This is a genomic window from Variovorax sp. OV084, assembly GCF_900111625.1.
In the GTDB taxonomy this organism is placed as follows: Bacteria; Pseudomonadota; Gammaproteobacteria; order Burkholderiales; family Burkholderiaceae_C; genus Variovorax.
The window spans coordinates 30937-53748 of the sequence record NZ_FOII01000013.1 but is presented as its reverse complement, the minus strand read 5'-3'; the positions used below and the strand labels follow the sequence as shown (position 1 = coordinate 53748).

General features: G+C 66.9%; 26 protein-coding genes. 15 read left to right on the top strand and 11 right to left on the bottom strand.

Annotated elements, in window-relative coordinates:
* The 5 genes from BMW87_RS25395 to BMW87_RS25375 are packed head-to-tail and all read right to left on the bottom strand — an operon-like array spanning position 1 to position 5673.
* On the bottom strand, positions 1-1041 hold the full coding sequence (locus BMW87_RS25395) for a branched-chain amino acid ABC transporter permease (RefSeq protein WP_093079547.1): 1041 nt from the start codon (positions 1039-1041) through the stop codon (positions 1-3).
* Positions 1042-1063: 22 nt separating this feature from the next.
* On the bottom strand, positions 1064-2209 hold the full coding sequence (locus BMW87_RS25390) for an ABC transporter substrate-binding protein (protein WP_093079544.1): 1146 nt from the start codon (positions 2207-2209) through the stop codon (positions 1064-1066).
* Positions 2210-2264: 55 nt separating this feature from the next.
* A complete protein-coding gene (locus BMW87_RS25385; RefSeq protein WP_093057615.1) occupies positions 2265-3029 on the bottom strand; it encodes an SDR family NAD(P)-dependent oxidoreductase in 765 nt (254 codons plus the stop codon).
* 20 nt (positions 3030-3049) lie between these two features.
* Entirely contained in the window at positions 3050-4903 is a 1854-nt protein-coding gene (locus BMW87_RS25380) for a feruloyl-CoA synthase (protein WP_093079542.1), read from the bottom strand.
* Complete coding sequence (locus BMW87_RS25375; RefSeq protein WP_093079539.1) at positions 4900-5673, bottom strand: crotonase/enoyl-CoA hydratase family protein; 774 nt, start codon at positions 5671-5673, stop codon at positions 4900-4902. Before BMW87_RS25375 ends, BMW87_RS25380 begins: the two co-directional genes overlap by 4 nt.
* A 104-nt stretch (positions 5674-5777) precedes the next feature.
* Here BMW87_RS25375 and BMW87_RS25370 point away from each other — a divergent pair, with 104 nt between their 5' ends.
* Entirely contained in the window at positions 5778-6644 is an 867-nt protein-coding gene (locus BMW87_RS25370; RefSeq protein ID WP_093079537.1) for an amidohydrolase family protein, read from the top strand.
* A gap of 15 nt (positions 6645-6659) precedes the next feature.
* On the opposite strand, the gene kefC is transcribed toward BMW87_RS25370, so the two are convergent.
* Together kefC and BMW87_RS25360 are read right to left on the bottom strand one after the other, a co-directional pair.
* Positions 6660-8525, bottom strand: coding sequence for a glutathione-regulated potassium-efflux system protein KefC (gene kefC / locus BMW87_RS25365; protein WP_093057619.1), 1866 nt, complete (start codon positions 8523-8525; stop codon positions 6660-6662).
* A 2-nt stretch (positions 8526-8527) separates the two neighbouring features.
* Positions 8528-9277: a glutathione-regulated potassium-efflux system oxidoreductase KefF gene (locus BMW87_RS25360; protein WP_093079534.1), complete on the bottom strand. Its 750-nt coding sequence runs from the start codon at positions 9275-9277 to the stop codon at positions 8528-8530.
* A gap of 92 nt (positions 9278-9369) precedes the next feature.
* Between BMW87_RS25360 and BMW87_RS25355 the strand changes: the two genes are divergently transcribed.
* The gene (locus BMW87_RS25355) at positions 9370-9990 is read left to right on the top strand and encodes a ParA family protein (protein WP_093079532.1); all 621 of its coding nucleotides are present in this window, start codon (positions 9370-9372) and stop codon (positions 9988-9990) included.
* 78 nt (positions 9991-10068) lie between these two features.
* Complete coding sequence (locus BMW87_RS25350; RefSeq protein WP_093057622.1) at positions 10069-10539, top strand: MaoC family dehydratase; 471 nt, start codon at positions 10069-10071, stop codon at positions 10537-10539.
* Positions 10540-10566: 27 nt separating this feature from the next.
* On the opposite strand, the gene BMW87_RS25345 is transcribed toward BMW87_RS25350, so the two are convergent.
* The 3 genes from BMW87_RS25345 to BMW87_RS25335 all read right to left on the bottom strand — a co-directional run bounded on the left by BMW87_RS25345 (position 10567) and on the right by BMW87_RS25335 (position 12226).
* Positions 10567-10863, bottom strand: a complete 297-nt coding sequence (locus tag BMW87_RS25345) for a DUF4148 domain-containing protein (protein ID WP_093057623.1) — start codon at positions 10861-10863, stop codon at positions 10567-10569.
* Between the two features lie 126 nt (positions 10864-10989).
* Positions 10990-11451, bottom strand: a complete 462-nt coding sequence (trmL, locus tag BMW87_RS25340) for a tRNA (uridine(34)/cytosine(34)/5-carboxymethylaminomethyluridine(34)-2'-O)-methyltransferase TrmL (RefSeq protein ID WP_093057648.1) — start codon at positions 11449-11451, stop codon at positions 10990-10992.
* A gap of 31 nt (positions 11452-11482) precedes the next feature.
* Positions 11483-12226: a ComF family protein gene (locus BMW87_RS25335; RefSeq protein ID WP_093079530.1), complete on the bottom strand. Its 744-nt coding sequence runs from the start codon at positions 12224-12226 to the stop codon at positions 11483-11485.
* A 23-nt stretch (positions 12227-12249) separates the two neighbouring features.
* Here BMW87_RS25335 and BMW87_RS25330 point away from each other — a divergent pair, with 23 nt between their 5' ends.
* The 8 genes from BMW87_RS25330 to BMW87_RS25300 all read left to right on the top strand — a co-directional run bounded on the left by BMW87_RS25330 (position 12250) and on the right by BMW87_RS25300 (position 18814).
* On the top strand, positions 12250-13164 hold the full coding sequence (locus BMW87_RS25330; RefSeq protein WP_093079528.1) for a class I SAM-dependent methyltransferase: 915 nt from the start codon (positions 12250-12252) through the stop codon (positions 13162-13164).
* Between the two features lie 236 nt (positions 13165-13400).
* Positions 13401-13877, top strand: a complete 477-nt coding sequence (locus BMW87_RS25325; RefSeq protein ID WP_093057649.1) for a DUF2244 domain-containing protein — start codon at positions 13401-13403, stop codon at positions 13875-13877.
* A 61-nt stretch (positions 13878-13938) separates the two neighbouring features.
* Complete coding sequence (gene coxB, locus BMW87_RS25320; protein ID WP_093079525.1) at positions 13939-15117, top strand: cytochrome c oxidase subunit II; 1179 nt, start codon at positions 13939-13941, stop codon at positions 15115-15117.
* A 46-nt stretch (positions 15118-15163) separates the two neighbouring features.
* Entirely contained in the window at positions 15164-16804 is a 1641-nt protein-coding gene (ctaD, locus tag BMW87_RS25315; RefSeq protein WP_093057627.1) for a cytochrome c oxidase subunit I, read from the top strand.
* 27 nt (positions 16805-16831) lie between these two features.
* Positions 16832-16945, top strand: a complete 114-nt coding sequence (locus BMW87_RS35375) for a cytochrome oxidase small assembly protein (RefSeq protein ID WP_019656111.1) — start codon at positions 16832-16834, stop codon at positions 16943-16945.
* 33 nt (positions 16946-16978) lie between these two features.
* Entirely contained in the window at positions 16979-17632 is a 654-nt protein-coding gene (locus tag BMW87_RS25310) for a cytochrome c oxidase assembly protein (RefSeq protein WP_093079523.1), read from the top strand.
* Positions 17629-17859, top strand: a complete 231-nt coding sequence (locus BMW87_RS25305) for a DUF2970 domain-containing protein (RefSeq protein ID WP_093079520.1) — start codon at positions 17629-17631, stop codon at positions 17857-17859. Before BMW87_RS25310 ends, BMW87_RS25305 begins: the two co-directional genes overlap by 4 nt.
* A 73-nt stretch (positions 17860-17932) precedes the next feature.
* Positions 17933-18814 (top strand): cytochrome c oxidase subunit 3, encoded by an 882-nt coding sequence (locus BMW87_RS25300; protein ID WP_093057630.1) that lies wholly within the window; start codon positions 17933-17935, stop codon positions 18812-18814.
* Between the two features lie 77 nt (positions 18815-18891).
* On the opposite strand, the gene BMW87_RS25295 is transcribed toward BMW87_RS25300, so the two are convergent.
* Positions 18892-19122 carry a twin transmembrane helix small protein gene (locus tag BMW87_RS25295; RefSeq protein WP_093057631.1) on the bottom strand — a complete coding sequence of 77 codons (231 nt, stop codon included), beginning with the start codon at positions 19120-19122 and terminating at the stop codon, positions 18892-18894.
* A 27-nt stretch (positions 19123-19149) separates the two neighbouring features.
* Here BMW87_RS25295 and BMW87_RS25290 point away from each other — a divergent pair, with 27 nt between their 5' ends.
* From BMW87_RS25290 to cyoE, 4 genes are read left to right on the top strand one after another with little or no spacing between them, the layout of a single operon-like run.
* The gene (locus BMW87_RS25290; protein ID WP_093079518.1) at positions 19150-20001 is read left to right on the top strand and encodes an SURF1 family protein; all 852 of its coding nucleotides are present in this window, start codon (positions 19150-19152) and stop codon (positions 19999-20001) included.
* Complete coding sequence (locus BMW87_RS25285; protein WP_093079515.1) at positions 19988-20668, top strand: hypothetical protein; 681 nt, start codon at positions 19988-19990, stop codon at positions 20666-20668. The genes BMW87_RS25290 and BMW87_RS25285 overlap by 14 nt, the downstream gene beginning before the upstream one ends.
* An 8-nt stretch (positions 20669-20676) precedes the next feature.
* Positions 20677-21909, top strand: coding sequence for a COX15/CtaA family protein (locus tag BMW87_RS25280; RefSeq protein ID WP_093079513.1), 1233 nt, complete (start codon positions 20677-20679; stop codon positions 21907-21909).
* Positions 21906-22811 (top strand): heme o synthase, encoded by a 906-nt coding sequence (gene cyoE, locus BMW87_RS25275; RefSeq protein WP_093057635.1) that lies wholly within the window; start codon positions 21906-21908, stop codon positions 22809-22811. The genes BMW87_RS25280 and cyoE overlap by 4 nt, the downstream gene beginning before the upstream one ends.
* The last annotated feature ends 1 nt before the right edge of the window (position 22812 follow it).

Sequence of the window (22812 nt, the reverse complement as noted above, 5' to 3'; positions counted from 1 at the left end):
TCAATGCTCCTCGTCCGAATGGCCGCTGGTCAGCGAGCGCCACAGCAATACAGGCAGGATGATGGTGAACACGATCACTTCCTTGAACGAGCTGGCCCAGAACGAGCCGAAGGCCTCGATGACGCCCACAGCCAGTGCGCCAAGCAACGCCCCTGGATAGCTGGCGAGACCGCCGATCACACCAGCCACGAAGCCCTTCAGGCCGATGAGAAAACCGGAGTCGTAGAACACCGTGGTGGTCGGCCCGATCAGCAGGCCCGAGAGGGCACCGATCAGCGCCGCCATCGCGAAGGTGAGCTGCCCGGCCGCCTGCGTCGAGATGCCCATCAGCCGAGCGCCCAGCCGGTTCACCGCCGTGGCCCGCAGCGCCTTGCCATACAAGCTGCGCTCGAAGAACAGCCACAGCAGCACGATCAGCGCGGCCGATACGCCGAAGATGATCAGCGCCTGCCCGCTCACGTTGAGCGGCCCGAGCGCCATGCGTTCGTCCCAGAACGGCGGGTTGCGAAAACCCTCCGCGCCGAAGAACAGCAGACCCAGCCCGGTCATCGCAAAGTGCACGCCCACCGAGACGATCAGCAGCACCAGCGAACTCGCGCCAGCCAGCGACTGGTACGCCACGCGGTACACCAGCGGCCCGAAGGCCGTGACGATGAACACCGTGAGCAGGGCCTGCACGCCGATCGGCAGGTTGCGCGGACCAGCCCAGGCCGACACCGCGCAAATGATGGCGGGGAGGGCGAACGTGCGCAGCGCCGCCTTCAGCCCGCTCGCCGCGCTGCCGCTGTGGCGCCAGGTGGTGGCCAGGTCCATCAGCGCGGCGACACCGGCCAATATGAGCAGCAGCCACACCGTGCCCGGCGTCTTGCCGGTCTGGAAGATCGCCAGCGTCAGCGCGCCGTACGCCACGAATTCGCCCTGCGGGATGAAGATGACGCGGGTCACCGTGAAGACGAGCACGATGCCCATGCCCAGCAGGGCATAGATCGCGCCATTGGTGAGTCCGTCCAGCGTCAGGATGCTGGCGATTGAAAGATCCATGGCGTGCGGTCGTGGCGAAGGATTACTGTTCGACCTTGAAGGCGCCGTTCACCACCTTGAGCATCACGCCGGTCTCGGTCGTGTAGCCCCAGTGGTCCTGCGCCGTCCAGTTGAGCACGCCGTGCGCGAGCACCGTGCGGCCCATGCTTTCGAGCGCGTCGCGCAGCGCGGCGCGGAATTCCGGCGTGCCGGGCTTGGCCTTCTTGAGCGCGACCGGCACGGCCTTCTCGAGCACAGTGAGCGCATCGGCCGAATGGCCGGCGAACTGGTTGCGCGAGCCGGGGCCATAAACCTTTTCGTAGCCCTGCACGAAAGCGACCGCGGCGGCCTTCGACGGGTGGCTGTCGGGCAGTTGCTCCGCCACGGTGGCGGGGCCCGACACCACGAAGGTGCCTTCGGCGTCCTTGCCGGCGGTGCGCATCAGGTCTTGCGTGGCGGCGGCGTGCGTCTGGTAGACCTTGCCTTTGTAGCCGCGCTCCATCACTGCTTTTTGCGGCATGCCGGCGCCGCTGCCCGAGGCCACGATCAGGATCGCATCGGGGTTGGCGGACGTGAGCTTCAGTACCTGGCCGGTCACGCTGGTGTCGGCGCGCGCGAAGCGCTCGGTGGCGACGATCTTGATGCCGTTCTTCGCCGCTTCTGCGGTCAGCGCCTTCAGCCACAGCTCGCCGTAGGCGTCGGTGTAGCCGAGGAAGCCGACCGTCTTCACGTTCTGCTTCTTCATGTGCGCGACCACCGCGAAGGCCATCACGTCATTCGACTGCGGAAGGCGGAAGAACCACTTGTCCTTGCCCGGCGGCAGGCCGGCGGGTGCGGTGGAGATCTGCGGCGTGCCCGCTTCGGCTGTCACGTCGGCCATCGGGATGGCGACCGGCGTGGCGCTGGAGCCGACGATGACGTCGGCCTTGTCTTCGGTGACGAGGCGCTGCGCGTCCTTCACGCCGGTGGTCGGGTCGGTGGCATCGTCGAGCACGACGACCTTCAGCGTTTCGCCCGCGATGGTCTTGGGCCAGATCATGATGCCGTTCTTCACCGGAATACCCAGGCCCGAGGCGGGGCCCGTGAGCGGCTGCACCACGCCGATGGTGATGTCGGCATGGGCCATGCCGACCATGCCGGTGGCCATGAGCGCCAGCATGGCGGCGAGGGTGGTCTTCTTGAAGGTCATCGATGTCTCCTGATACGTTGTGAGGCGAGAACTTGGGAACGCGAAAAGGTGCGGCTCAGCGCGGCGCCATGCGCAGTGCGCCGTCGAGGCGGATCACCTCGCCGTTGAGGTGGCCGTTGGTGACGATGTGGCAGGCCAGCTCGGCGAACTCCGAGGGCTTGCCCAGGCGCGGCGGGAAGGGAATGGATGCTGCCAGCGAGTGCTGCACCGCCTCGGGCAGCTCCAGCAGCAGCGGCGTGGCGAACAGGCCAGGCGCCACGGTGCACACGCGAATGGCGTGCTGCGCAAGGTCGCGCGCCATCGGCAGCGTCATGCCGACCAGGCCGCCTTTGGAGGCGCTGTAGGCCTGCTGGCCCACCTGGCCGTCGAAGGCGGCGACCGAGGCGGTGAAGAGCATCACGCCTTTTTCGCCGTTGTCGAGCGCATCGAGCTTCGCGCAGCGCGCGGCGAAAAGGCGCGCCATGTTGTAGCCGCCGATCAGGTTGATGTTGACCACGCGCACGAAGTCTTCGAGCGGCGCGGGGTTGCCGTCCTTGCCGACGATGCGCTTGGCGCTGCCGATGCCGGCCACGTTCATCAGGATGCGCGCGGTGCCGTGCGCGGCCTCGGCCTTGTCGAGCGCGGCGTTCACGCTGTCGGTGTCGGTGATGTCGCAGACGCAGGCGACGCCGCCGATCTCCGCTGCGACTTTCTCTGCCAGCGCGGCATTGCGGTCGAGCACGGCGACCTTTGCGCCCAGGCGGGCGAGTTCGCGTGCGGTGGCTTCGCCGAGGCCCGATGCGCCGCCGGTGACGAGGGCGGCTTGTCCTTCGATCTTCATTCTTGTGTCTCCTGGATGGGTTAGCGGGGCTTGACGGTGAAGGGCAGGGTGCCGTCGTGCATTGCATCGGCCAGCGCGGCGCGGTGCTTGAGCACGGAGCGCTGGTTGATGGAGCCCTTGTCGGTCACTTCGCCTTTGTCGATGGACGGCGGCTCGGCCATCAGGTGCAGCCGTGCGATGCGGTTGGCACTGCCGGTGGCGCTCGCGGCCAGCGTGTCGGCGACCTGCTGGAAGTGCGCCTGCACCGGTGCGCTTTCGAGCACCTGCTGCATGGTGGCGTCGGGGGCCAGGCCGGCGAGCTGCCGCACCTTCTGCGTAGGGAAGATCAGCGCGCCGACTTCCTTCAGGTTGATGCCGGTCAGCACCGCGTCCTGCACGTATGGCGCGCCGGCCGCGATGATCTTCGCGCGCATGGGGCCCACGCTCACGAAGGTGCCGGTGGCGAGCTTGAAGTCTTCGGCGATGCGGCCGTCGAAGCGCAGGCCGCGGTGGATGTTGCCGTCGTCTATCCACTTCACGGCGTCGCCGGTGGAGAAGAAGCCTTCGTCGTCGAAGGCCTCGGCCGTGGCATCGGGCGCGCGCCAGTAGCCGGGCGTGATGTTGGGGCCGCGGTAGCGCACCTCGGTCTTGCCGTCGACGTCGATCAGCTTGAGCTCGATGCCGGGTGCGGGCAGGCCCACGTCGCCCGACTTCACGTCGGGGCCGGTCACGTAGAGCGCGAAGGGGCCCGACTCGGTCATGCCGAGGCCGGTGCCCATGACGATGCGCTCGCCGACTTCCGACTCCTGCGTCTTGTGCAGGCTGTCCCACACGGGCTGCGACAGCGCGGCGCCCGAGTAGAAGAACATCTTCACGCGCGACAGCAGGTTGCGGCGCAGCACCGCGTCGGTTTCCATGGCGTGCGCGATGGCCTCGAAGCCGGTGGGCACGTTGAAGTAGATGGTGGGCGCGATCTCGCGCAGGTTGCGCAGCGTCTCGGCCATGCCGCCGGGCGTGGGCTTGCCGTCGTCGACGTAGAGCGTGCCGCCGTTGTCCAGCACGATGCCCACGTTGTGGTTGCCGCCGAAGGTGTGGTTCCAGGGTAGCCAGTCGACCAGCACCGGCGGCTCTTCGCCCAGCGCTGGAATCGACTGGCGCAGTTGCTGCTGGTTGGCGCACCACATGCGGTGCGTGTTGATCACGGCCTTGGGCATCTTGGTGGAGCCCGAGGTGAAGAGGAACTTGGTGATGGTGTCGGCGCCGGTCGACTGCATGACCGCGTCGATGGCCGGCGTGGCGAGTGTCGAGGCCAGAGCGTCGAGCGAGGTAGTGGCGCGGCCTTCGAGCTGGCCTTCTGCAATGACGACTTCGGTTTCGGCGGGAACGACGGCTGCGATGGCGCGACCGTAGCGCGCGGCATCGGTGGCGAACACGAGGCCCGGCGTCAGCGTGTCGAACACGTGGCGCAGCTTCTCGAAGTCCTGGCTCACGAGCGAGTAGGGCGGCGACACGGGGCAGTAGGGCACGCCGGCGTAGAGGCAACCGAGTGCGAGCAGCGCGTGATCGATGCCGTTCTCGCTGAGGATGGCCACAGGGCGCTCGGCATTCAGGCCGCGGTTCAACAGGGCTTGTCCGATACCGCGGGCCTTCTGCAGCGCCTCCGCGTAGCTCACGCGGATCCAGTCGCCGGTGCTGCCGTCGGCCAGCCGTTCGCGGCGGGCGATGAAGGTGCGATCGGGTGTGGTCTCGGCCCAGTGCGCGAGGCGGTCGGTCATGCGCTCGCGGTAGGTTTCGAGCTGCGTCTCGGCGGTCAGGTACTGCGTGCCCGGTGCGCCGTCGCGCAGCACGGCGCGCGTCACGCCGAAGGCCAGGGGGCGGTATCGGATGGCGGTCATGTCTTGCTCACCTTCGCGCCCCGGCCTTCGAGGAAGTCGCGCACGCGTTCCTTGGCTTCGGGGGCGGCCTGTGCGATGCCGGCCATCAGCGCTTCGGTGAAGAAGCCGTGGTCGGCCGACTGCTCGGCGATGCGCGGCAGTGCGTGCATCAGCGCGTAGTTGGTCAGCGGCGCGTTGGTGGCGATGCGCTTGGCGAGTTCGAAGGCCTTGTCGAAGGCCGTGCCTTCGTCGACCAGGTACTGCGCGAAGTTGGCGCGCTCGCCGTCCTCGGCGTTGTAGACGCGGCCGGTCATCATCATGTCGGTCATGCGAGCCACGCCGATCAGCTTGGGAATGCGCACCGAGCCGCCGCCGCCCACGAAGATGCCGCGCGAGCCTTCGGGCAGTGCGTAGAAGGTGCTGCGATCGGCCACGCGGATGTGGCAGGCGCCGGCCAGTTCGAGCCCGCCGCCGACCACCGCGCCGTGCAGCGCCGCTACTACCGGCACCGGGCCATGCTGGATGAGATCGAGCGCCGCGTGCCACATGCGCGAGTGCTGCAGGCCCTGGCCGGCGTCGCGCTCTTTCAGCTCGCTCAGGTCGAGGCCGGCGCAGAAATGCGGGCCTTCGCCGTCGATCACCGCGGCGCGCACCGTGGAAGGCAGTTTCTCGAAGGTGTCGCGCAGCGCGAGGATCAGGCCGTCGGACAACGCGTTGCGCTTGGTGCCGCGCGTCAGGCGAACGATGGCGACTTCGTCGCGGAGCTCGATGTGAAGGTCTGGATTGGTCATGATGGTGTTCGGGGTTGCGTTGGATTATGGTTATGAGAAATAATCAATTCAAGGCATTTGGACCTGCCCGATGCTAGGGACTTACCCGTACTGGAGACAAACACATGGACCACCAGAACCTGATTGCGATCGACATCCACACCCACGCCGAGGTGAGCTGCTGGAACCCTTTCGACAACTACGGCGAGGAATACGACCGCGCCGCCGATAAGTACTTCGGCTCCAGCGGCCGGCCCACCATTGCGGAGAGCGTGGCGTACTACCGTGAAAGAAAGATCGGCCTGGTGATGTTCATGGTCGACGCCGAATCGAACATGGGCCGCCGCCGCATCCCGAACGAGGAAATCGCCGAGGCCGCGCAGAAGAACAGCGACATCATGATCGCCTTCGGCAGCGTCGATCCGCACAAGGGAAAGATGGGCGCACGCGAGGCGCGCCGGCTCATCGAGGAGCACGGCGTGAAGGGCTTCAAGTTTCACCCGACGGTGCAGGGCTACCACCCCTACGACAAGATGGCCTGGCCCATCTACGAAGTGATTGCCGAGTACGGCCTGCCGGCTATCTTCCACACCGGCCACAGCGGTATCGGCTCGGGCATGCGCTGCGGCGGCGGGCTGCGGCTCGAATACAGCAACCCGATGCACCTCGACGACGTGGCCATCGACTTCCCCGACATGCAGATCGTGATGGCGCACCCCAGCTTCCCCTGGCAGGACGAGGCGCTGAGCGTGGCCACGCACAAGCCGAACGTGTGGATCGACTTGTCGGGCTGGAGTCCCAAGTACTTTCCGAAGCAGCTGGTGCAGTACGCCAACACGCTGCTGAAAGATCGCATCCTGTTCGGCAGCGACTACCCGCTGATCACGCCCGACCGCTGGATGCGCGATTTCGAGGCGGCGGGGTTCAAGCCCGAGGTGATGCCGGGCATCCTGAAGGGCAATGCGGTCAGGCTGCTGAAGCTGGCGGCCTGACCGGCGGCGCGGTCGCTACGCGTCCGCTTCTTCCTTCGGCGCGGTTTCCTCGCCGTCCAGCCGGTCCCAGTCGCGCCCAGAGCGGCGCTGCCGCTCCTCGCGCTCGCGCGCCATCTGTTCTTCGAACTGCTGCCGGCCGGCCTTGTTGGCGGCGATCAGCTTGGCGCGGTCCTTGTAGTGAGGATAGATCTCGTCGCTGAGCTTGATGTTCCGGCGGCGAAAGCGCATCGTCGATTCGCGCGCTTCATGCGCCGGCCAGCCCAGCGCTTCGAGCGTCGCACGGGCACTGCGCAGCGACGATTCGAACACCTCGCGCTCGACCTCCGTCACGCCGCGGTCGCGCAGCTGGAACAGGTGCGTCACGTTGCGCGCCCGCGCGATGATGCGGGCCTGCGGAAAGTTCTCCTTCACGAGATCGACGATTTCGAGCGACTGCTCGATGTCGTCCACCGCCACCACGATGGCCTTGGCCGTGCCGGCGCCTGCGGTGCGCAGCAGGTCGAGCCGGGTGGCGTCGCCGTAGAACACGCGAAAGCCGAACTGGCGCAGGCCTTCGACGGTGTCGGCGTCGTGGTCGAGCACCGTCACGCGCAGGCCCTGCGACATCAGCATGCGCCCGACGATCTGGCCGTAGCGGCCGAAGCCGCAGATCAGCACCTTGGCGTCCTGCTGCTCCGAAATTTCTTCGAGCTGCGGGCCTTGGTTGCGGCTGTAGCGCGGCAGCACGAACTTGTCGAGCAGCACCAGCAGCAGCGGCGACAGCAGCATCGACAGCGCCACTGCGCCGATCAGCAGCGATGTGATCTCGGGCGGCAGCACATCGGGCCCCGCGGCCTGGAACACCACGAATGCGAACTCGCCGCCCTGCGCGAGCAACAGCGTGAACACGGGCCGCTCCTGGTAGGCGATGCCCATCGCCTTGGCGAGCGAATAGATCACCACCAGCTTGATGACCATGAAGCCGACCACCAGCATCGCCATGACCCACGGGCTCGCGATCAGCACGCCGAAGTTGATCGACATGCCCACGGCGATGAAGAACAGGCCCAGCAGCAGGCCCTTGAAGGGCTCGATGTCGGTTTCGAGCTCGCGCCGGTATTCGCTTTCTGCCAGCAGCACGCCGGCGAGAAAGGCGCCGAGCGCCATCGACAGGCCCACCAGCTGCATCAGCGCCGCGATGGCCACCACCAGCAAGAGGGCGGCGGCGGTGAAGATCTCGGGCGTGTCGCTGCGCGCGATCCAGCGCAGGATGGGGCGCAGCAGCAGCCGGCCGCCGAGGATGATGCCGCCGATCACGCCGAGGATCTTTGCGGCTTCCAGAGCCCGCTCCAGCCCGGTGATCGACTGTTCGGCCGCGGTGGCGCCGGCAAGCAGCGGCAGCAGCGCGAGGATGGGGATGGCCGCCACGTCCTGGAACAGCAGGATCGAGAAGCCGGCCTGCCCGCTGGGCGTCTTCAGCAGGTTGCGTTCGCCGAACACCTGCAGCGCGATGGCGGTGGACGACAGCGCCAGGCCCAGCGCGGCCACCAGCGCCACGCGCCATTCGGCGCCCACGGCCCAGCCCACGGCGAACAGCACCACGGCGCAGCTCAGCACCTGCGCGGCGCCCCAGCCGAAGATGGGTCGGCGCAGGCTCCACAGGCGCTTGGGTTCGAGTTCGAGGCCCACGAGAAACAGCATCAGCACTACGCCGAACTCGGCGAAATGCAGCACGTCCTCGACGCTGGACACGAGCCCCAGCCCCCAGGGGCCGATGGCGATGCCGGCCACGAGGTAGCCGATGATCGAGCCGAGGCCCAGGGCCTTCGAAAGCGGCACCACCAGCACGGCGGCGCCAAGATAGATAAGGCTGCTGGTCAGCCAGGCGGGTGCGTGTTCCATGCTCAGGCCGCCTTCTTGCCGTGGTTGTCTGCGGAGGCGTTCGCAAGGCCGTGGGTCACGGCGGCATGGAAGGCGCTGGCCGCCGCCTTGTCGAGCTCATCGACCTCGGCCGGCCGGTCGCTCTCGGGCACGGGGCAGGCCACGCAGGCGTCGATCTCCTCGATCTCGGGCCAGTCGGGGTAGCTGCCCAGGCGCTGGGCGAAGGTTTCGACATGCGACTTCACATCCGCCTCGCTGGCGCTGCGCGCGCCGTAGAAGATCAGCGGCGGCAGAAAGCGCATGCCGCACAGCGCGGCGGTCTGCTCGTAGGGCGGCAGGAAGGCGTCGAAGAAATAGCGGTGGTAGTTTTGCGGGTGGTAGCTCGCTTCGGGGCTGCCCGTGGTGGCGACCAGCCAGAGGTCCTTGCCCTGCAGGGCCGTGCCGCCGGGACCATAGGCCCAGCCGTAGCTGAGCACGTCGTCGACCCAGAGCTTCTGCAGCGCGGGCATCGAGTACCACTGGATCGGGTGCATCAGCACCACGAGGCTGGCCTGGGCGAGCCGGGCCTGCTCGGCCTCGACGTCGATGGCGAAGTCGGGGTAGCTGCCGTAAAGGTCGTTCACGTCGACGCCGGGCACGGCGCGCGCGGCGGCGAGCATGCGGCGGTTGACTCGGGAGTCGCGCCAGTGCGGGTGCGCCGCCAGCACGTAGATGCCGCTGGAATTGCCGCCGGAGCTGTCGGCGGGATTTCCCATGGATGTTGTTGTCGTCATCCCGCGAACATATCTCAGTCGGGGCCGATGCGTCGGGCAAAAACGCGCCAGCGACTACCATTCCAGCTGTCCCAGTTCTGGAGGAGAGCTTTATGCCGGTGGTTCTGGTCGCCAATCCCAAGGGTGGGGTCGGCAAGTCGACGATCGCGACGAATGTTGCGGGCTATTTCGCAAGCCGTGGTCATGCCGTGATGCTGGGCGACGTGGATCGCCAGCAGTCTTCGCGGCTCTGGCTGGGCCTGCGCCCGCCGCTGGCCCGGCCCATCGCCACCTGGGAGGCCACGGGCGAGAGCACGGTGGTGCGGCCGCCGCGCGGCACCACGCACGCGGTGCTCGACACGCCGGCCGGCCTGCACGGCTGGCGCTTCAAGGAGGTGCTGGCACTGGCCGACCGCGTGATCGTGCCGCTGCAGCCGAGCATCTTCGACATCTACGCGACACGCGATTTCCTCGACCGGCTGCAGGAGAACCGCCGCGCCGAGAAAACGAAGATCGGCCTCGTCGGCATGCGCGTGAACGCCCGCACGCTGGCGGCCGACCGGCTCCACGAGTTCATCGCCGGGCTCGGCATGCCGGTGATCGGCGAGCTGCGCGACACGCAAAACTACGTGCAGCTCGCGGCGCGCGGGCTCACGCTGTTCGACATCGCTCCCGGCCGTGTGCAGCGCGACCTGGAGCAGTGGCAGCCGATCTGCGAATGGCTCGACGCCTGAGCCGCCAGCCTGCTCCCGGTTTTCCCTGAGCCCGGTTGTCGCCCGCCCGACAGCCGTGCGGGCGCCCCAGACGCCAGAATGCCTCGCATGACAAAAAAGACATTCCAGACCCTTCAGGATCTCGCCGCCTGCGTCGGCCAGGAAGTCGCCGTGAGCGACTGGATCACCATCACGCAGGAGCAGGTCAACCAGTTCGCCGAGGCGACGGGCGACCACCAGTGGATCCATGTCGACATCGAGCGAGCCAAGGCCGGCCCCTTCGGCGGGCCGATTGCCCACGGTTTCCTGACGTTGTCGCTGCTGCCGCGCTTCTACGAGACGGCACTCGACGTGGTCGAGTCGCGCATGGGCGTGAACTACGGCTTGAACAAGGTGCGCTTCATGTCGCCGGTGCCGGTGGGCAAGCGTCTGCGGGCTCGCATGAAGCTGCTGACCTCCGAGGCGATTGCCAACGATGGCTTCCAGATGACCTGGGAAACCACCATCGAGCTCGAAGGCGCCGCCAAGCCGGCCTGCGTGGCCGAGTCGGTGGTGCGCCGCTACCGCTGAGAAAGCGGCAGCCTTCCCTCTTTCTTCTTACATCCGGCGGTCGGTCACTTCGCCGTAGGCCGCGGCGCCTTGGCGGGTGATGCTCCGCGCGTTGGCGCGCACCGCGTTGCGGTCGACGTTGCCGCTCCTGGCCTGCTGCACGCCGGTGCCGCCGTTGCTGATCTGCAGCGGCTGGCGCGCTTCGGCCTGCACTTGCGCGCGCGACAGCGTCGACTGGAAAGGCGCGGGCGGCAGCGGGTTCTGTTCACCCTGGAAGGCCTGGGCGCTGCTGGCGAGGGCGAGCGTGGCGAAGGCGGAAAAGGCAATCGACTTGATGGCATTCATGGCAAGACTCCTTGGGGCAAGGCGGTGGATGGACCAGATGCCGAGTCGCTTTTGCGGCCGGCATGTCTTCCATACGGCGCGTCTTGCCGATCGGATGTGCCCCTGATGTTCGAAGGGGCGACCGCTTCAGCCGAAGCCGTTTTGCCGCCAGGCCTCGAACACCGTCACGGCCACCGCATTCGAGAGGTTCAGGCTGCGCTGCCCTTCGCGCATCGGCAGTCGCAAGCGCTGCGGCTCGGCGAAGCTGTCGCGCACGGCGGGCGGCAGGCCGCTGGTCTCCGAGCCGAACACCAGCCAGTCGCCGGGCTGGAAGCGCACGTCGTGCACGGCCCGCGTGCCGCGCGTGGTGAGGGCGAACATGCGATCGGCGGCAGGCTGCTCGGCGGCGAGCAGGGCCTGCCAGTCGGCATGGCGCTTGACCTCGGCGTACTCGTGATAGTCGAGCCCGGCGCGGCGCAGCAGGCGGTCGTCCATCGAAAAGCCCAGCGGCTCGACCAGGTGCAGCGTGCAGCCGGTGTTGGCTGCGAGCCGGATCACGTTGCCGGTGTTCGGCGGGATTTCGGGGTGGACCAGGACGATATGGAACATGCGCCCATTGTCGGCGCGCCGCATCGAAGGCTCAGCGCGGCGGATCGGTCCGGGCCAGCACGACGGCGGTGATGTGGGCCGCACCGGCCAGCCGCAGCACCTCGGCGGCCGTGAACAGCGAGGCGCCGCTGGTCATCACGTCGTCGACCAGCACGAGGCGCCGGCCGCGCAGCTTTTCGGCGCGCAGCGGCTCCACCGCGAAGGCGCCGCGCAGGTTGCGTAATCGGTCGGCGCGCGAAAGGCCGCTCTGGGCGGGCGTCTCGCGGGTGCGCAGGAGCAGGGTGGCGTCAGTCTTGGAAGGTGCCAGCCGCCGTGCCAGCTCGTGCGCCTGGTTGAAGCCGCGTTCGCGTAGCCGGCCGGGCGCCAGCGGCATCGGCAGCACGGCGTCGCAGGCCTCCAGAGCCGGCTCTACCCAGGGCGCGCTGCGCAGCAGCGTGGCGAACGGCCCGGCCCAGCCTGCCTCGCCACGGAACTTGAAGGCTGCGATGGCGTCTGGCCACGGCCACGCGTAGGTGCAGGCCGCGAGGCAGGTGTCCAGCGGCGGCGGGTGCTTCACGCAATCGCCGCAGCGGCTCACGCCTTCGGGCACGGGCAGGGCGCAGCTGCCGCATCGCGCGGTGGGCGGTGCGAAGCGGGCCACGCAGGCATCGCACACCGGGCGCGAAGGCCAGGCGCGGCAGACCGCGCACTGGCTGGGCAGCCGCGCAAGCAGCGAAGTGAAGGCCCCGAGAGGCCTGAAAGGCAGGAAAGGCCACAGGGCCCGATGGCTGAGCATTGCCTCAATATACTCACGGCCCCATGGCCACCGACCCCTCACGACGACCGCCGACCATCGATGCCACGGCGGCGGCCCGCTGGCGCCGGCTTGCGCCTGCCGACGGCTCCCCCTGGCTGCACGAGGAAATCGGCCGCCGCATGGAAGACCGGCTGCAATGGATCAAGGCCCAGCCCCGCACCTGGGCCGACTGGGCGCCGCTGCGCAGCGGCCTCGAGGCGCACGAGCTCGTCGCTCGCCGCTACAAGGACGCCGCTTCTTTCGTGATCGAACCGGAGCCCGCGCTGGCTGCCGCAACCGGCCAGGCGCTGAGCGCGCCGTGGTGGAGCGCGCGCCGCTGGCAAGCCGGTAAGGCGCGCTTCGACGCACCGCCCGAAGACGGCGTCGACCTGCTCTGGGCCAACATGTCGCTGCACATGGCGGCCGACCCCGAAGCGCTTATTTCGCACTGGCACAAGCTGGTGGCGACCGACGGCTTTCTCATGTTCTCCTGCCTCGGGCCCGACACGGTGCGAGAGCTGCGCGCACTGCATGCCCGCCTCGGCTGGCCGGCCGCGGGCCATGAGTTCACCGACATGCACGACTGGGGTGACATGCTGGTGCACGCCGGCTTTGCCGAACCCGTGATGGACATGGAGCGCATCGTGCTGACCTGGGCCACGCCCGAGGCGGCGCTGGCCGAGCTGCGCACGCTGGGCCGCAACCTGCACCCGGCGCGCTTTGCGGCGCTGCGCGGCAAGGCCTGGCACCAGTCATTGAAGAAGGCGCTACCCGAGCTCGCGCCGGCCGAAGAAGGAGGCGGGCGCATCGCGCTGACCTTCGAGGTTATCTACGGCCATGCATTCAAGCCGGCGCCGCGCGTGTCGTTGTCGGCCGAAAGCGCGGTGTCGCTGCGCGAGATGCGCTCGATGCTGCAACGAGGTCGTCCGGGCGCTTGATCGCCCGTTCGATCGCCTGTTGATTGCTCGGCAAAAACGCTTGGCGCACGAGCCGTTTTTTGCCTACTAGTAGTGACCCGTAGGCGTCCCACAGGGCACTCGGGCGCAGATATCTACCCGCTACAATCCGCCGTTGCGTGAAACTCGCGGGTATTGTCCCGCGATCGAGGGGTGTCGAATCCTGTTTGTACGAGGGGTTTGGCGACCGTCGACGCACCGATTTGCTGAACTCGCCCGTGTCGAATTCCGTGTTTCGATTTGCCACCGTTTCAGGCCAGAGCATCCACTGGTTCCTGAAGCGAAATTGCTCGGTGACGCCGAGCCAGCTGGGCTGGCTCTACGCCTCGCTGTGCGTGGTATCGCTCGGCATCGGCACCCTGTTCTGGCTGCACGGTGCGCCGCTGGTACTGCCTTTCGCCTGGCTCGAACTGGCCGCTGTCGGATTTGCGTTCATGGTCTATGCACGGCATGCGACCGACGGCGAAAAGATCGCGCTGCAGGAAGGGCGGCTCGTCGTGGAGCTCGAGAACGGCGGGCACTACGAACGCACGGAATTTCTTCCGCACCAGGTGCGGATCGAACCCCAGACCGGCGATCGCTCGCTGATCGAGGTCTCGGGGCAGGGTCGATCGGTCAGGGTGGGGCGCTATGTACGCCCGGAGTTGCGTGCGGCGTTGGCCCGCGAGATTCGCATGGCGTTGCGTGGCGCCTGAGGGGGCTCGCGCAGTGCTGCACGGTTGGGTTTGTCGAAAAAATTGAAGAAACGTGAACACGATGAAGAGCATTTGGCGCAATAAGTACAGGCCGGCGAATCTGTTGCTGGCGGCCGGCGCGGCTTTCAGCAGCGCGGCGCACGCAGTCAACGATCTGCCCGGCGGCCCCTCGGTGCGCCAGTTGAATCTTCCGGTCGGCGTGACCAAGATCGCGCAGGAGCAGCATCTGCTCCACACGATCATGATGATCCTGTGCACGGTCATCTTCGTCGCCGTGTTCGCGGTCATGTTCTATTCGATCTGGAAGCACCGCAAGTCGGTCGGCCACAAGGCGGCCAACTTCCATGAATCGGTGGTGGTCGAGGTCATCTGGACCATCGTGCCCTTCCTCATCGTGATCGTGATGGCGCTGCCTGCCACCAAGGTGCTGGTGGCCCAGAAGGACACCACCAACGCCGACCTCACGATCAAGACCACGGGCTACCAGTGGAAGTGGGGCTACGACTACCTGAACGGCGAAGGCGAGGGCCTAGCCTTCATCTCCACGCTCGACAGCTCGCAGCGCGCCATGTCCGACGCAGGCGCCAAGGGCGCGATGCCCGACGACTACCTGCTCAAGGTCGACAACCCGCTGGTGGTGCCGGTCAACAAGAAGATCCGCATCATCACCACCGCGAACGACGTGATCCACGCCTTCGCCGTGCCGCAGCTGGGCCTCAAGCAGGACGCGATCCCCGGCTTCGTGCGCGACACCTGGTTCCGCGCCGAGACCGTGGGCGACTACTACGGCCAGTGCCAGGAACTGTGCGGCAAGGAACACGCCTACATGCCCATCCACGTGAAGGTGGTCTCGTCCGCCGACTACACGACCTGGGTGGCAGCTAAGCGCAAGGAAGCCGCCGCCAAGCTCGACGACCCGACCAAGGTCTGGGCGCTGCCCGACATGCTGGTGCGCGGCGAGAAGGTCTACGCCGCCAACTGCGCCGCCTGCCACCAGGCCAACGGCAAGGGCGCTGGCCCGATCAAGCCGCTTGACGGCTCCCCGAAGGTGACCGACGCCGATCACAAGATCCAGCTGACGGTGCTGCTCACCGGACAGAACAACGGCGCGATGCCCTCCTGGAAGCAGCTGAGCGATACCGACCTCGCGGCAGTGGCCACGTACACCAAGAACAGCTGGTCGAACAAGACGGGCCAGCTGGTGCAGCCGGCCGAAGTGCTGGCCCTGCGCGCCAAGTGATGCGGCAGCAGCGCCCCGCGACGAAGAAATTGCAAGGAACAACGAAATGAGTGCAGTCCTCGACCCCCACGGTCACGCAGTCCCCGGCGACCACGCACACGACGAGCATCACGATCACCACGCGCCCACCGGCTGGCGCCGCTGGGTGTTCGCGACCAACCACAAGGACATCGGCACGCTCTACCTGCTGTTCAGCTTCACGATGCTGATGGTGGGCGGCGTGCTCGCGCTGCTGATCCGCGCCGAGCTGTTCCAGCCCGGCCTGCAGCTGGTGAACCCCGAGCTGTTCAACCAGTTCACCACCATGCACGGCCTGATCATGGTGTTCGGCGCCATCATGCCGGCCTTCGTGGGCTTCGCGAACTGGATGATTCCGCTGCAGGTGGGCGCCTCCGACATGGCGTTCGCGCGCATGAACAACTTCAGCTTCTGGCTGCTGATCCCGGCGGCGCTGATGCTGGTGGGCTCGTTCTTCATGCCCGGCGGCGCACCCGCTGCCGGCTGGACGCTGTACGCGCCGCTCACGCTGCAGATGGGCCCCTCGATGGACGCCGGCATCTTCGCGATGCACATCATGGGCGCCTCGTCGATCATGGGTTCGATCAACATCATCGTCACCATCCTCAACATGCGTGCCCCCGGCATGACGCTGATGAAGATGCCGATGTTCTGCTGGACCTGGCTCATCACCGCCTACCTGCTGATCGCCGTGATGCCCGTGCTCGCCGGCGCCATCACGATGACGCTGACCGACCGCCACTTCGGCACCAGCTTCTTCAACCCCGCAGGCGGCGGCGACCCGGTGATGTACCAGCACATCTTCTGGTTCTTCGGCCACCCCGAGGTCTACATCATGATCTTGCCGGCCTTCGGCATCATCAGCCAGGTGGTGCCGGCCTTTGCCCGCAAGCGCCTGTTCGGCTATGCCTCGATGGTGTACGCCACCTCGTCGATTGCCATCCTGTCGTTCATCGTGTGGGCGCACCACATGTTCACGACCGGCATGCCGCTCACCGGCCAGCTGTTCTTCATGTACGCGACCATGCTGATCGCGGTGCCTACGGCCGTGAAGATCTTCAACTGGATCGCGACCATGTGGCAGGGCTCGATGACCTTCGAGACGCCCATGCTCTTCGCGGTCGGCTTCATCTTCGTGTTCACGATGGGCGGCTTCACCGGCCTGATCCTGGCCGTTGCGCCCATCGACACGCAGCTGCAGGACACCTACTACGTGGTGGCCCACTTCCACTACGTGCTGGTGGCCGGCTCGCTGTTCGCCATGTTCTCGGGCTTCTACTACTGGGTGCCCAAGTGGACCGGCGTGATGTACAACGAAACGCGCGGCAAGGTGCACTTCTGGTGGTCGCTGATCTCGTTCAACGTGACCTTCTTCCCGATGCACTTCCTGGGCCTGGCCGGCATGCCGCGACGCTATGCCGACTACCCGATGCAGTTTGCTGACTTCAACGCGGTGGCTTCGGTCGGTGCCTTCTTCTTCGGCTTCGCTCAGGTCTACTTCTTCCTCTTCATCGTGCTGCCCACCATGCGCGGCAAGGGCGAGAAGGCCACGCAAAAGCCGTGGGAAGGCGCCGAAGGCCTCGAATGGGAAGTGCCTTCGCCGGCACCGTTCCACACCTTCGAGAATCCGCCCAAGCTCGACGCGACCGCCACCAAGGTGATCGGCTGATCACCCGGTGACTGAATCGAAAGCACGATGACACCCGAACAGAAAAGGAACAACCGTCGCATGGGGCTCACGCTGGCTTCCATCGCGGTGGTGTTCTTCATCGGCTTCATCGTTCGCATGGTCTGGTTCAGCGGCCGCTGAACCGCCACCCACGCAACGAACGGGAGCACACGCATGAGCCTCGGTCCACGCATCCGCCGCGCCAATGTCCGCATGGTCGGCAAGCTGGCCGTCGTGGCCTGCGGCATGTTCGCGTTCGGCTATGCGCTGGTGCCGATGTACCGCGCCATCTGCGAGATGACCGGCATCAACATCCTCGCGCTCTCCGAACTCGAGGTGCCGGGCGGTGCCAGCGGCGGCAAGAACGTGCGCGTGCCCGACAACACGCAGGTCGACATGACTCGCACCATCACGGTCGAGTTCGACTCCAACGTGCGCGGCGGCCTCTGGGACTTCAAGCCCGCGGAGCGGACCATCCAGGTGCACCCGGGCCAGCTCAACACGGTGATGTACGAGTTCCAGAACGTGCAGAACCGCCGCATGGCGGCGCAGGCCATTCCGAGCTACGCGCCGCAGCAGGCCGCGCCGTACTTCAACAAGCTCGAGTGCTTCTGCTTCAACCAGTACACGCTCGATCCGGGCGAGAAGAAGCAGTGGCCGGTCGCGTTCGTGATCGACCCCAAGATTTCCAAAGACGTGAAGACCATCACGCTGTCGTACACCTTCTTCGAAGTGGGCGGCAAGACACCCGCGGCACCGGTGGCCGCTGGTGTGAATCCTGCGCCGGTGGCCGCCGTTTCGAACACCGCCAATGAGCCGCGCTCGTGACCGATCCGCAGAACCAGCCGGGGCCCCGGCCGAAGGCTTCGCTGTGGGACACAGTGAAGGCGGTGGGCTGGTCGTTCTTCGGCGTGCGCAAGAACAGCGCCTACCAGGAAGACCTGGGCAAGCTGAACCCGCTGCACATCATCGCGGTGGCGTTCGTGGCCGTGATCGTCTTCGTGGTCGCGCTGGTGCTGCTGGTGCGCCATGTGGTCGCATCGGCCGCAGCCTGACTGACGAAAAAGCATTCCGCGACAGCAAGCAGAATCCATTGAATCGAGAGAAGAAAGAAAGCCAGGAGCTGATATGAGTTCAACCACCCACGGCACCACGCCCTACTACTTCGTGCCCGGACCGTCGGCCTATCCGGTCTCGGCCGCGATCGGCCTGTTCTTCGTGATCCTGGGCGCCGCGCAATGGATCAATGGCCACGAGTGGGGCGCGTGGTCCCTGCTGGCGGGCATGGTGATCTGGCTCGGCACGCTGTTCGTGTGGTTCCGCACCGCCATCGGCGAAAGCGAGAGCGGCCAGTACGGTCACAAGGTCGACCTCTCGTTCCGCTGGAGCATGAGCTGGTTCATCTTCTCGGAAGTGATGTTCTTCGGCGCGTTCTTTACCGCGCTGTGGTGGGCCCGCACCCATTCGCTGCCCGCGCTCGGCAGCCTGGACAATGCGATCCTCTGGCCCGACTTCAAGGCTGTGTGGCCCAGCGTCGCCGCAGGCGCGACCGCTTCGCCGGCCGGCATCGTCGAGCCCTTCCAGACCGTCGGCCCGTTCTGGCTGCCCACGATCAACACCGCGCTGCTGCTGAGCTCGGGCGTGACGCTCACCATTGCCCACCATGCGCTGCGTGCCGGCCACCGTGCACAGACGATCCGCTTCATGTGGCTCACCGTGCTGCTCGGCATGATCTTCCTGGGCGTGCAGGGCTATGAGTACCACCACCTGTACACCGAACTGAACCTCAAGCTCAGCTCGGGCACCTACGGTTCGACTTTCTTCATGCTGACGGGCTTCCACGGCCTGCACGTGTTCATCGGCATGCTGATGCTGCTGTTCATCACGCTGCGCCTGCGCAAAGGCCACTTCACGCCGGAGCGCCATTTCGGCTTCGAAGGCGCGGCCTGGTACTGGCACTTCGTGGACGTGGTCTGGCTCGGCCTCTACATGCTGGTCTATTGGCTTTGAGCGAAGAACCTCGCGGCATTCCACGAAAAAGGCGCCGTAAGGCGCCTTTTTCATGGTTCTCGTGGAACGAGCACCATCTACTTGCCGAGCGGGAGTCCGGTGGGCTGGATGTAGCCGAGTTTCCAGGCGAGCAGCATGCAGAGGAACAAAAACACCGACAGGCCGATCCGAAAGGTGAGCGCTCGCGCCATGCCGCCGCTCTTGGCGCGCCCGTTGCGCCCGTCCTTCAGCATGAAGTACAGGGCGAACGCGAGGCTCGCGAAGATGCCCAGGAACACCAGGGCGACGAAATATTTCATGACCCGCATTATCGGCCGCACGCCCCGTTCTCTCCAGTGACCCCTGAACCCTTGTATTCCGAAGACCGGCGCCGCCCGGGCCGTTTCTGGCTGATCACCATCGCCGCCGTGCTGACCGTGGCGGCCACCGTTTCGCTAGGCCGCTGGCAGCTCTCGCGCGCCGCGCAGAAGGAAGCGCTGCAGGCCGACATCGACGCCCAGAAGCTCAAGCCGGCGCTGACCCAGGCCGAATTCCTGGCGCTGGAGAAAGCCTCCGACTCGCTGCACCGTCCGGTGCGCCTGCGCGGGCTCTGGCTGCCAACGCAGACCGTGTACCTCGACAACCGCCAGATGCACGGCACGCCCGGCTTCTACGTGCTGACACCCTTCGCCCTCGAAGGCACCGAGCAGGCGGTGATGGTGCAGCGCGGCTGGATCCAGCGCAATTTCGTCGATCGCACGCAGCTGGGCGCGGTCGAGACGCCAGCCGGCATCGTCGAGGTCACGGGCCTGATCGAGCCGCCGCCGAGCCATCTGCTGGAACTGGGAACGTCCGCACCGACGCCCGTGCCCGCCGCCTCTGCGCCCGCCACGGCAGCCTCCGCGCCGGCCGCCCCGGCACCGGCTGCCGAAGGGTATTCGCCCATCCGGCAAAATCTCGACCTGGAGGCCTTCCGTGCCGAGACCAAACTGCCGCTGCGCACCGACGTGTCGCTGCAGCAGAGCGGACCGGCTTCCGAGGGCCTGCAGCGCGACTGGCCGGCCCCGGCGCTGGGCCTGGAGAGGCACTACGGTTACGCATTCCAGTGGTTCGGCCTGTCGGCCCTCGTCGTCATCCTCTATGTCTGGTTCCAATTCATCACACCCTTCCGCCGCTCAAGGCGCCGCGCACGCGATGGCCGCTTCTGACGAGCCGCTGGGCCTGACGGTGCATTCGATGCCGTCGCCCAACCAGGCGCTCGACGGTGCGGAGGGCCGGCGCACGGTCGTCGGGCGCTGGAAGATGATCGCCGTGATGCTGATGTGCGCGGCGCCGGTCATTGCCTCGTACTTCACCTACTACGTGATCCGGCCCGAAGGCCGCAGCGTCTATGGCGAGCTGATCGATCCGCAGCACGAGCTGCCGAAGCTGATCGCCACCGACCGCAACGGCGCTCCGGTCGACTTCGCCACGCTCAAGGGCCAATGGCTGCTGGTGGCCGTGGCCGATGCCGCCTGCGACGCGCTGTGCGAGCAGCAGCTCTACTTGCAGCGGCAACTGCGCGAAAGCCTGGGCCGCGAGAAAGACCGCATGGACCGCGTCTGGCTCGTGAGCGACGCCGCTCCCGTGCCTGAGCGCCTGAACAACGGCCTGCACGGTGCCACCGTGCTGCGCGTGCCGGCCGACCAGCTGGCCAAGTGGCTCGCGCCCGTGTCGGGTCGCTCGCTGGCCGAACACCTGTACGTGGTCGACCCGATGGGCAACTGGATGATGCGTTTCCCCGCCCGCATGGACGCCGCCGGCGCCGGCCGCGCCAAGCGCGACCTAGACCGCCTGCTGCGCGCCTCGGCGTCGTGGGACGAACCGGGCCGCTGAGACCTCGCATGGACACGAGCTCGCTCTACGATCTGACGCCCATCGCCTGGCTCATGGCCGCCGGCGTGCTGATCGCGCTCGGCCCGCTGGTGTGGGTGTGGCGCCGCAACGCGGGCGCAGGCCCGGCGCGGCGGCTGCATGCGCTGACTGTGCTCACGCTGTTCCTCACTTTCGATCTCACGCTGTTCGGCGCCTTCACGCGGCTCACCGATTCGGGCCTGGGCTGCCCCGACTGGCCTGGCTGCTACGGTAATGCCAGCCCGGCCGGCGCGCGCCACGAGATCGCGATGGCGCAGAGCGCCCAGCCGACTGGCCCCGTCACGCACAGCAAGGCCTGGGTCGAGATGATTCACCGCTACCTGGCAACGGGTGTCGGCGTGCTGATCCTCGTGCTGGCCCTGGCGACCTGGCTGGTGCGCTGGTGGCCTTCCATCGGGCCCAAGGCCGGCAACGCGCCGCAGCCTCCACCTGCCATCGCGCAAGTTGTGCTGAATCCTTGGTGGCCGACGGCGACGCTCGTTGGCGTGAGCTTGCAAGGCGCATTCGGCGCGCTCACCGTCACCTGGAAATTGTTCCCGGCCATCGTCACCACGCATTTGATGGGCGCCATCGTGCTGCTGGCGCTACTGTGCATCCAAGCGGTGCGCTACCAGCAGAGCGCGGCGCAGCGACTGCCCACGCCCGTGTCGCCCGCACTGCGCAACGGCCTCATCGCGACTACTGTGCTGCTCGTGCTGCAGATCGCGCTCGGCGGCTGGGTCAGCACCAACTATGCGGTGCTGGCCTGCACGCAGTTTCCGACCTGCCAGGACAGCTGGTGGCCAGCCATGAATTTCGCGCAGGGCTTCGAAATCTGGCGCCACCTCGGCGTGACCGGCGAAGGCCAGCCGCTCGATTTTTCCGCGCTCACCGCGATTCACTACGCGCATCGGCTGATGGCCTATGCCGTGTTCGTCGCGCTCGGCGTGCTGGCATGGCGCCTGCGCCGCATCGAGACACTCCGCCCGCAGGCGCGATGGCTCGCGGGCCTGGCGCTGCTTCAGCTGGCCACGGGCCTTGGCAACGTGCTGCTCGGCTGGCCGTTGGCCGCGGCCGTGCTTCATACCGGCGGCGCCGCAGCGCTGGCCGTGGTGCTCACCTGGGCCCTGTGCGAGAGCCGGCGCGACCTGGCAACGCAGACTGCGCGCGCCAGTGACAATGCACCAGGTCACAACAACAACCAAAGGAAGGCCGCCGCGTGAGCACCCCGATCCCCGTTCAGCAAACCAGTACCGCGAATGTGCTGCGCCAGTTCTACGCGCTGACCAAGCCGCGCGTGGTGCAGCTGATCGTGTTCTGCGCGTTGATCGGCATGGTGCTGGCCGTGCCCGGCCTGCCTTCGTGGGCCGATGTGCAGCGCGCCGTGCTGGCCTGCATCGGCATCTGGCTGGTGGCGGGTGCAGCGGCGGCGTTCAACTGCCTGGTCGAGAAGGGCATCGACGCCAAGATGAAGCGCACCGCCTGGCGCCCCACGGCGCGCGGGCAGCTCAGCGATCTGCAGGCGCTGATTTTCTCGGCGCTGCTGTGCGCTGCCGGCTCGGTGCTGCTGTGGTTCACGGTCAATCCGCTCACCATGTGGCTGACCTTTGCCACCTTCGTCGGCTACGCGGTGATCTACACCGTGATCCTCAAGCCGTTGACGCCGCAGAACATCGTGATCGGCGGTGCGTCGGGCGCGATGCCGCCGGTGCTGGGCTGGGCCGCGATGACGGGCGACGTGGGGCCCGAGGCGCTGATTCTTTTCCTCATCATCTTCCTGTGGACGCCGCCGCACTTCTGGGCGCTGGCGCTCTACCGCGTGGAGGACTACCGCAAGGCCGGCCTTCCGATGCTGCCCGTCACGCACGGCAACGAGTTCACGCGGCTGCAGGTGCTGCTCTATACCTTCATCTTGTTCGCGGCCTGCCTGATGCCCTTCATCTACGGCATGAGCGGCTGGCTGTACCTGGCGGTTGCCGTTGCCGTGAGCATCGGCTTCACCGGCTATGCGTTCGCGCTGTGGCGCAACTACTCCGACACGCTGGCGCGCAAGACCTTCCGCTTTTCGCTGATCCACCTGAGCGTGCTGTTCCTGGCGCTGCTCGTCGATCACTACATTCACTGAC

Coding starts and splice junctions, on each gene's coding strand:
- BMW87_RS25300 (WP_093057630.1), top strand. CDS start 17,933: ATGAGTTCAACCACCCACGGCACCACGCCCTACTACTTCGTGCCCGGA.
- BMW87_RS25345 (WP_093057623.1), bottom strand. CDS start 10,863: ATGAATGCCATCAAGTCGATTGCCTTTTCCGCCTTCGCCACGCTCGCC.
- BMW87_RS25280 (WP_093079513.1), top strand. CDS start 20,677: ATGGACACGAGCTCGCTCTACGATCTGACGCCCATCGCCTGGCTCATG.
- BMW87_RS25360 (WP_093079534.1), bottom strand. CDS start 9,277: ATGACGACAACAACATCCATGGGAAATCCCGCCGACAGCTCCGGCGGC.
- BMW87_RS25310 (WP_093079523.1), top strand. CDS start 16,979: ATGAGCCTCGGTCCACGCATCCGCCGCGCCAATGTCCGCATGGTCGGC.
- BMW87_RS25390 (WP_093079544.1), bottom strand. CDS start 2,209: ATGACCTTCAAGAAGACCACCCTCGCCGCCATGCTGGCGCTCATGGCC.
- trmL (WP_093057648.1), bottom strand. CDS start 11,451: ATGTTCCATATCGTCCTGGTCCACCCCGAAATCCCGCCGAACACCGGC.
- BMW87_RS25370 (WP_093079537.1), top strand. CDS start 5,778: ATGGACCACCAGAACCTGATTGCGATCGACATCCACACCCACGCCGAG.
- BMW87_RS25330 (WP_093079528.1), top strand. CDS start 12,250: ATGGCCACCGACCCCTCACGACGACCGCCGACCATCGATGCCACGGCG.
- BMW87_RS25295 (WP_093057631.1), bottom strand. CDS start 19,122: ATGCGGGTCATGAAATATTTCGTCGCCCTGGTGTTCCTGGGCATCTTC.
- BMW87_RS25355 (WP_093079532.1), top strand. CDS start 9,370: ATGCCGGTGGTTCTGGTCGCCAATCCCAAGGGTGGGGTCGGCAAGTCG.
- kefC (WP_093057619.1), bottom strand. CDS start 8,525: ATGGAACACGCACCCGCCTGGCTGACCAGCAGCCTTATCTATCTTGGC.
- ctaD (WP_093057627.1), top strand. CDS start 15,164: ATGAGTGCAGTCCTCGACCCCCACGGTCACGCAGTCCCCGGCGACCAC.
- BMW87_RS25385 (WP_093057615.1), bottom strand. CDS start 3,029: ATGAAGATCGAAGGACAAGCCGCCCTCGTCACCGGCGGCGCATCGGGC.
- coxB (WP_093079525.1), top strand. CDS start 13,939: ATGAAGAGCATTTGGCGCAATAAGTACAGGCCGGCGAATCTGTTGCTG.
- BMW87_RS25375 (WP_093079539.1), bottom strand. CDS start 5,673: ATGACCAATCCAGACCTTCACATCGAGCTCCGCGACGAAGTCGCCATC.
- BMW87_RS25335 (WP_093079530.1), bottom strand. CDS start 12,226: ATGCTCAGCCATCGGGCCCTGTGGCCTTTCCTGCCTTTCAGGCCTCTC.
- BMW87_RS35375 (WP_019656111.1), top strand. CDS start 16,832: ATGACACCCGAACAGAAAAGGAACAACCGTCGCATGGGGCTCACGCTG.
- BMW87_RS25350 (WP_093057622.1), top strand. CDS start 10,069: ATGCCTCGCATGACAAAAAAGACATTCCAGACCCTTCAGGATCTCGCC.
- BMW87_RS25395 (WP_093079547.1), bottom strand. CDS start 1,041: ATGGATCTTTCAATCGCCAGCATCCTGACGCTGGACGGACTCACCAAT.
- BMW87_RS25380 (WP_093079542.1), bottom strand. CDS start 4,903: ATGACCGCCATCCGATACCGCCCCCTGGCCTTCGGCGTGACGCGCGCC.
- BMW87_RS25285 (WP_093079515.1), top strand. CDS start 19,988: ATGGCCGCTTCTGACGAGCCGCTGGGCCTGACGGTGCATTCGATGCCG.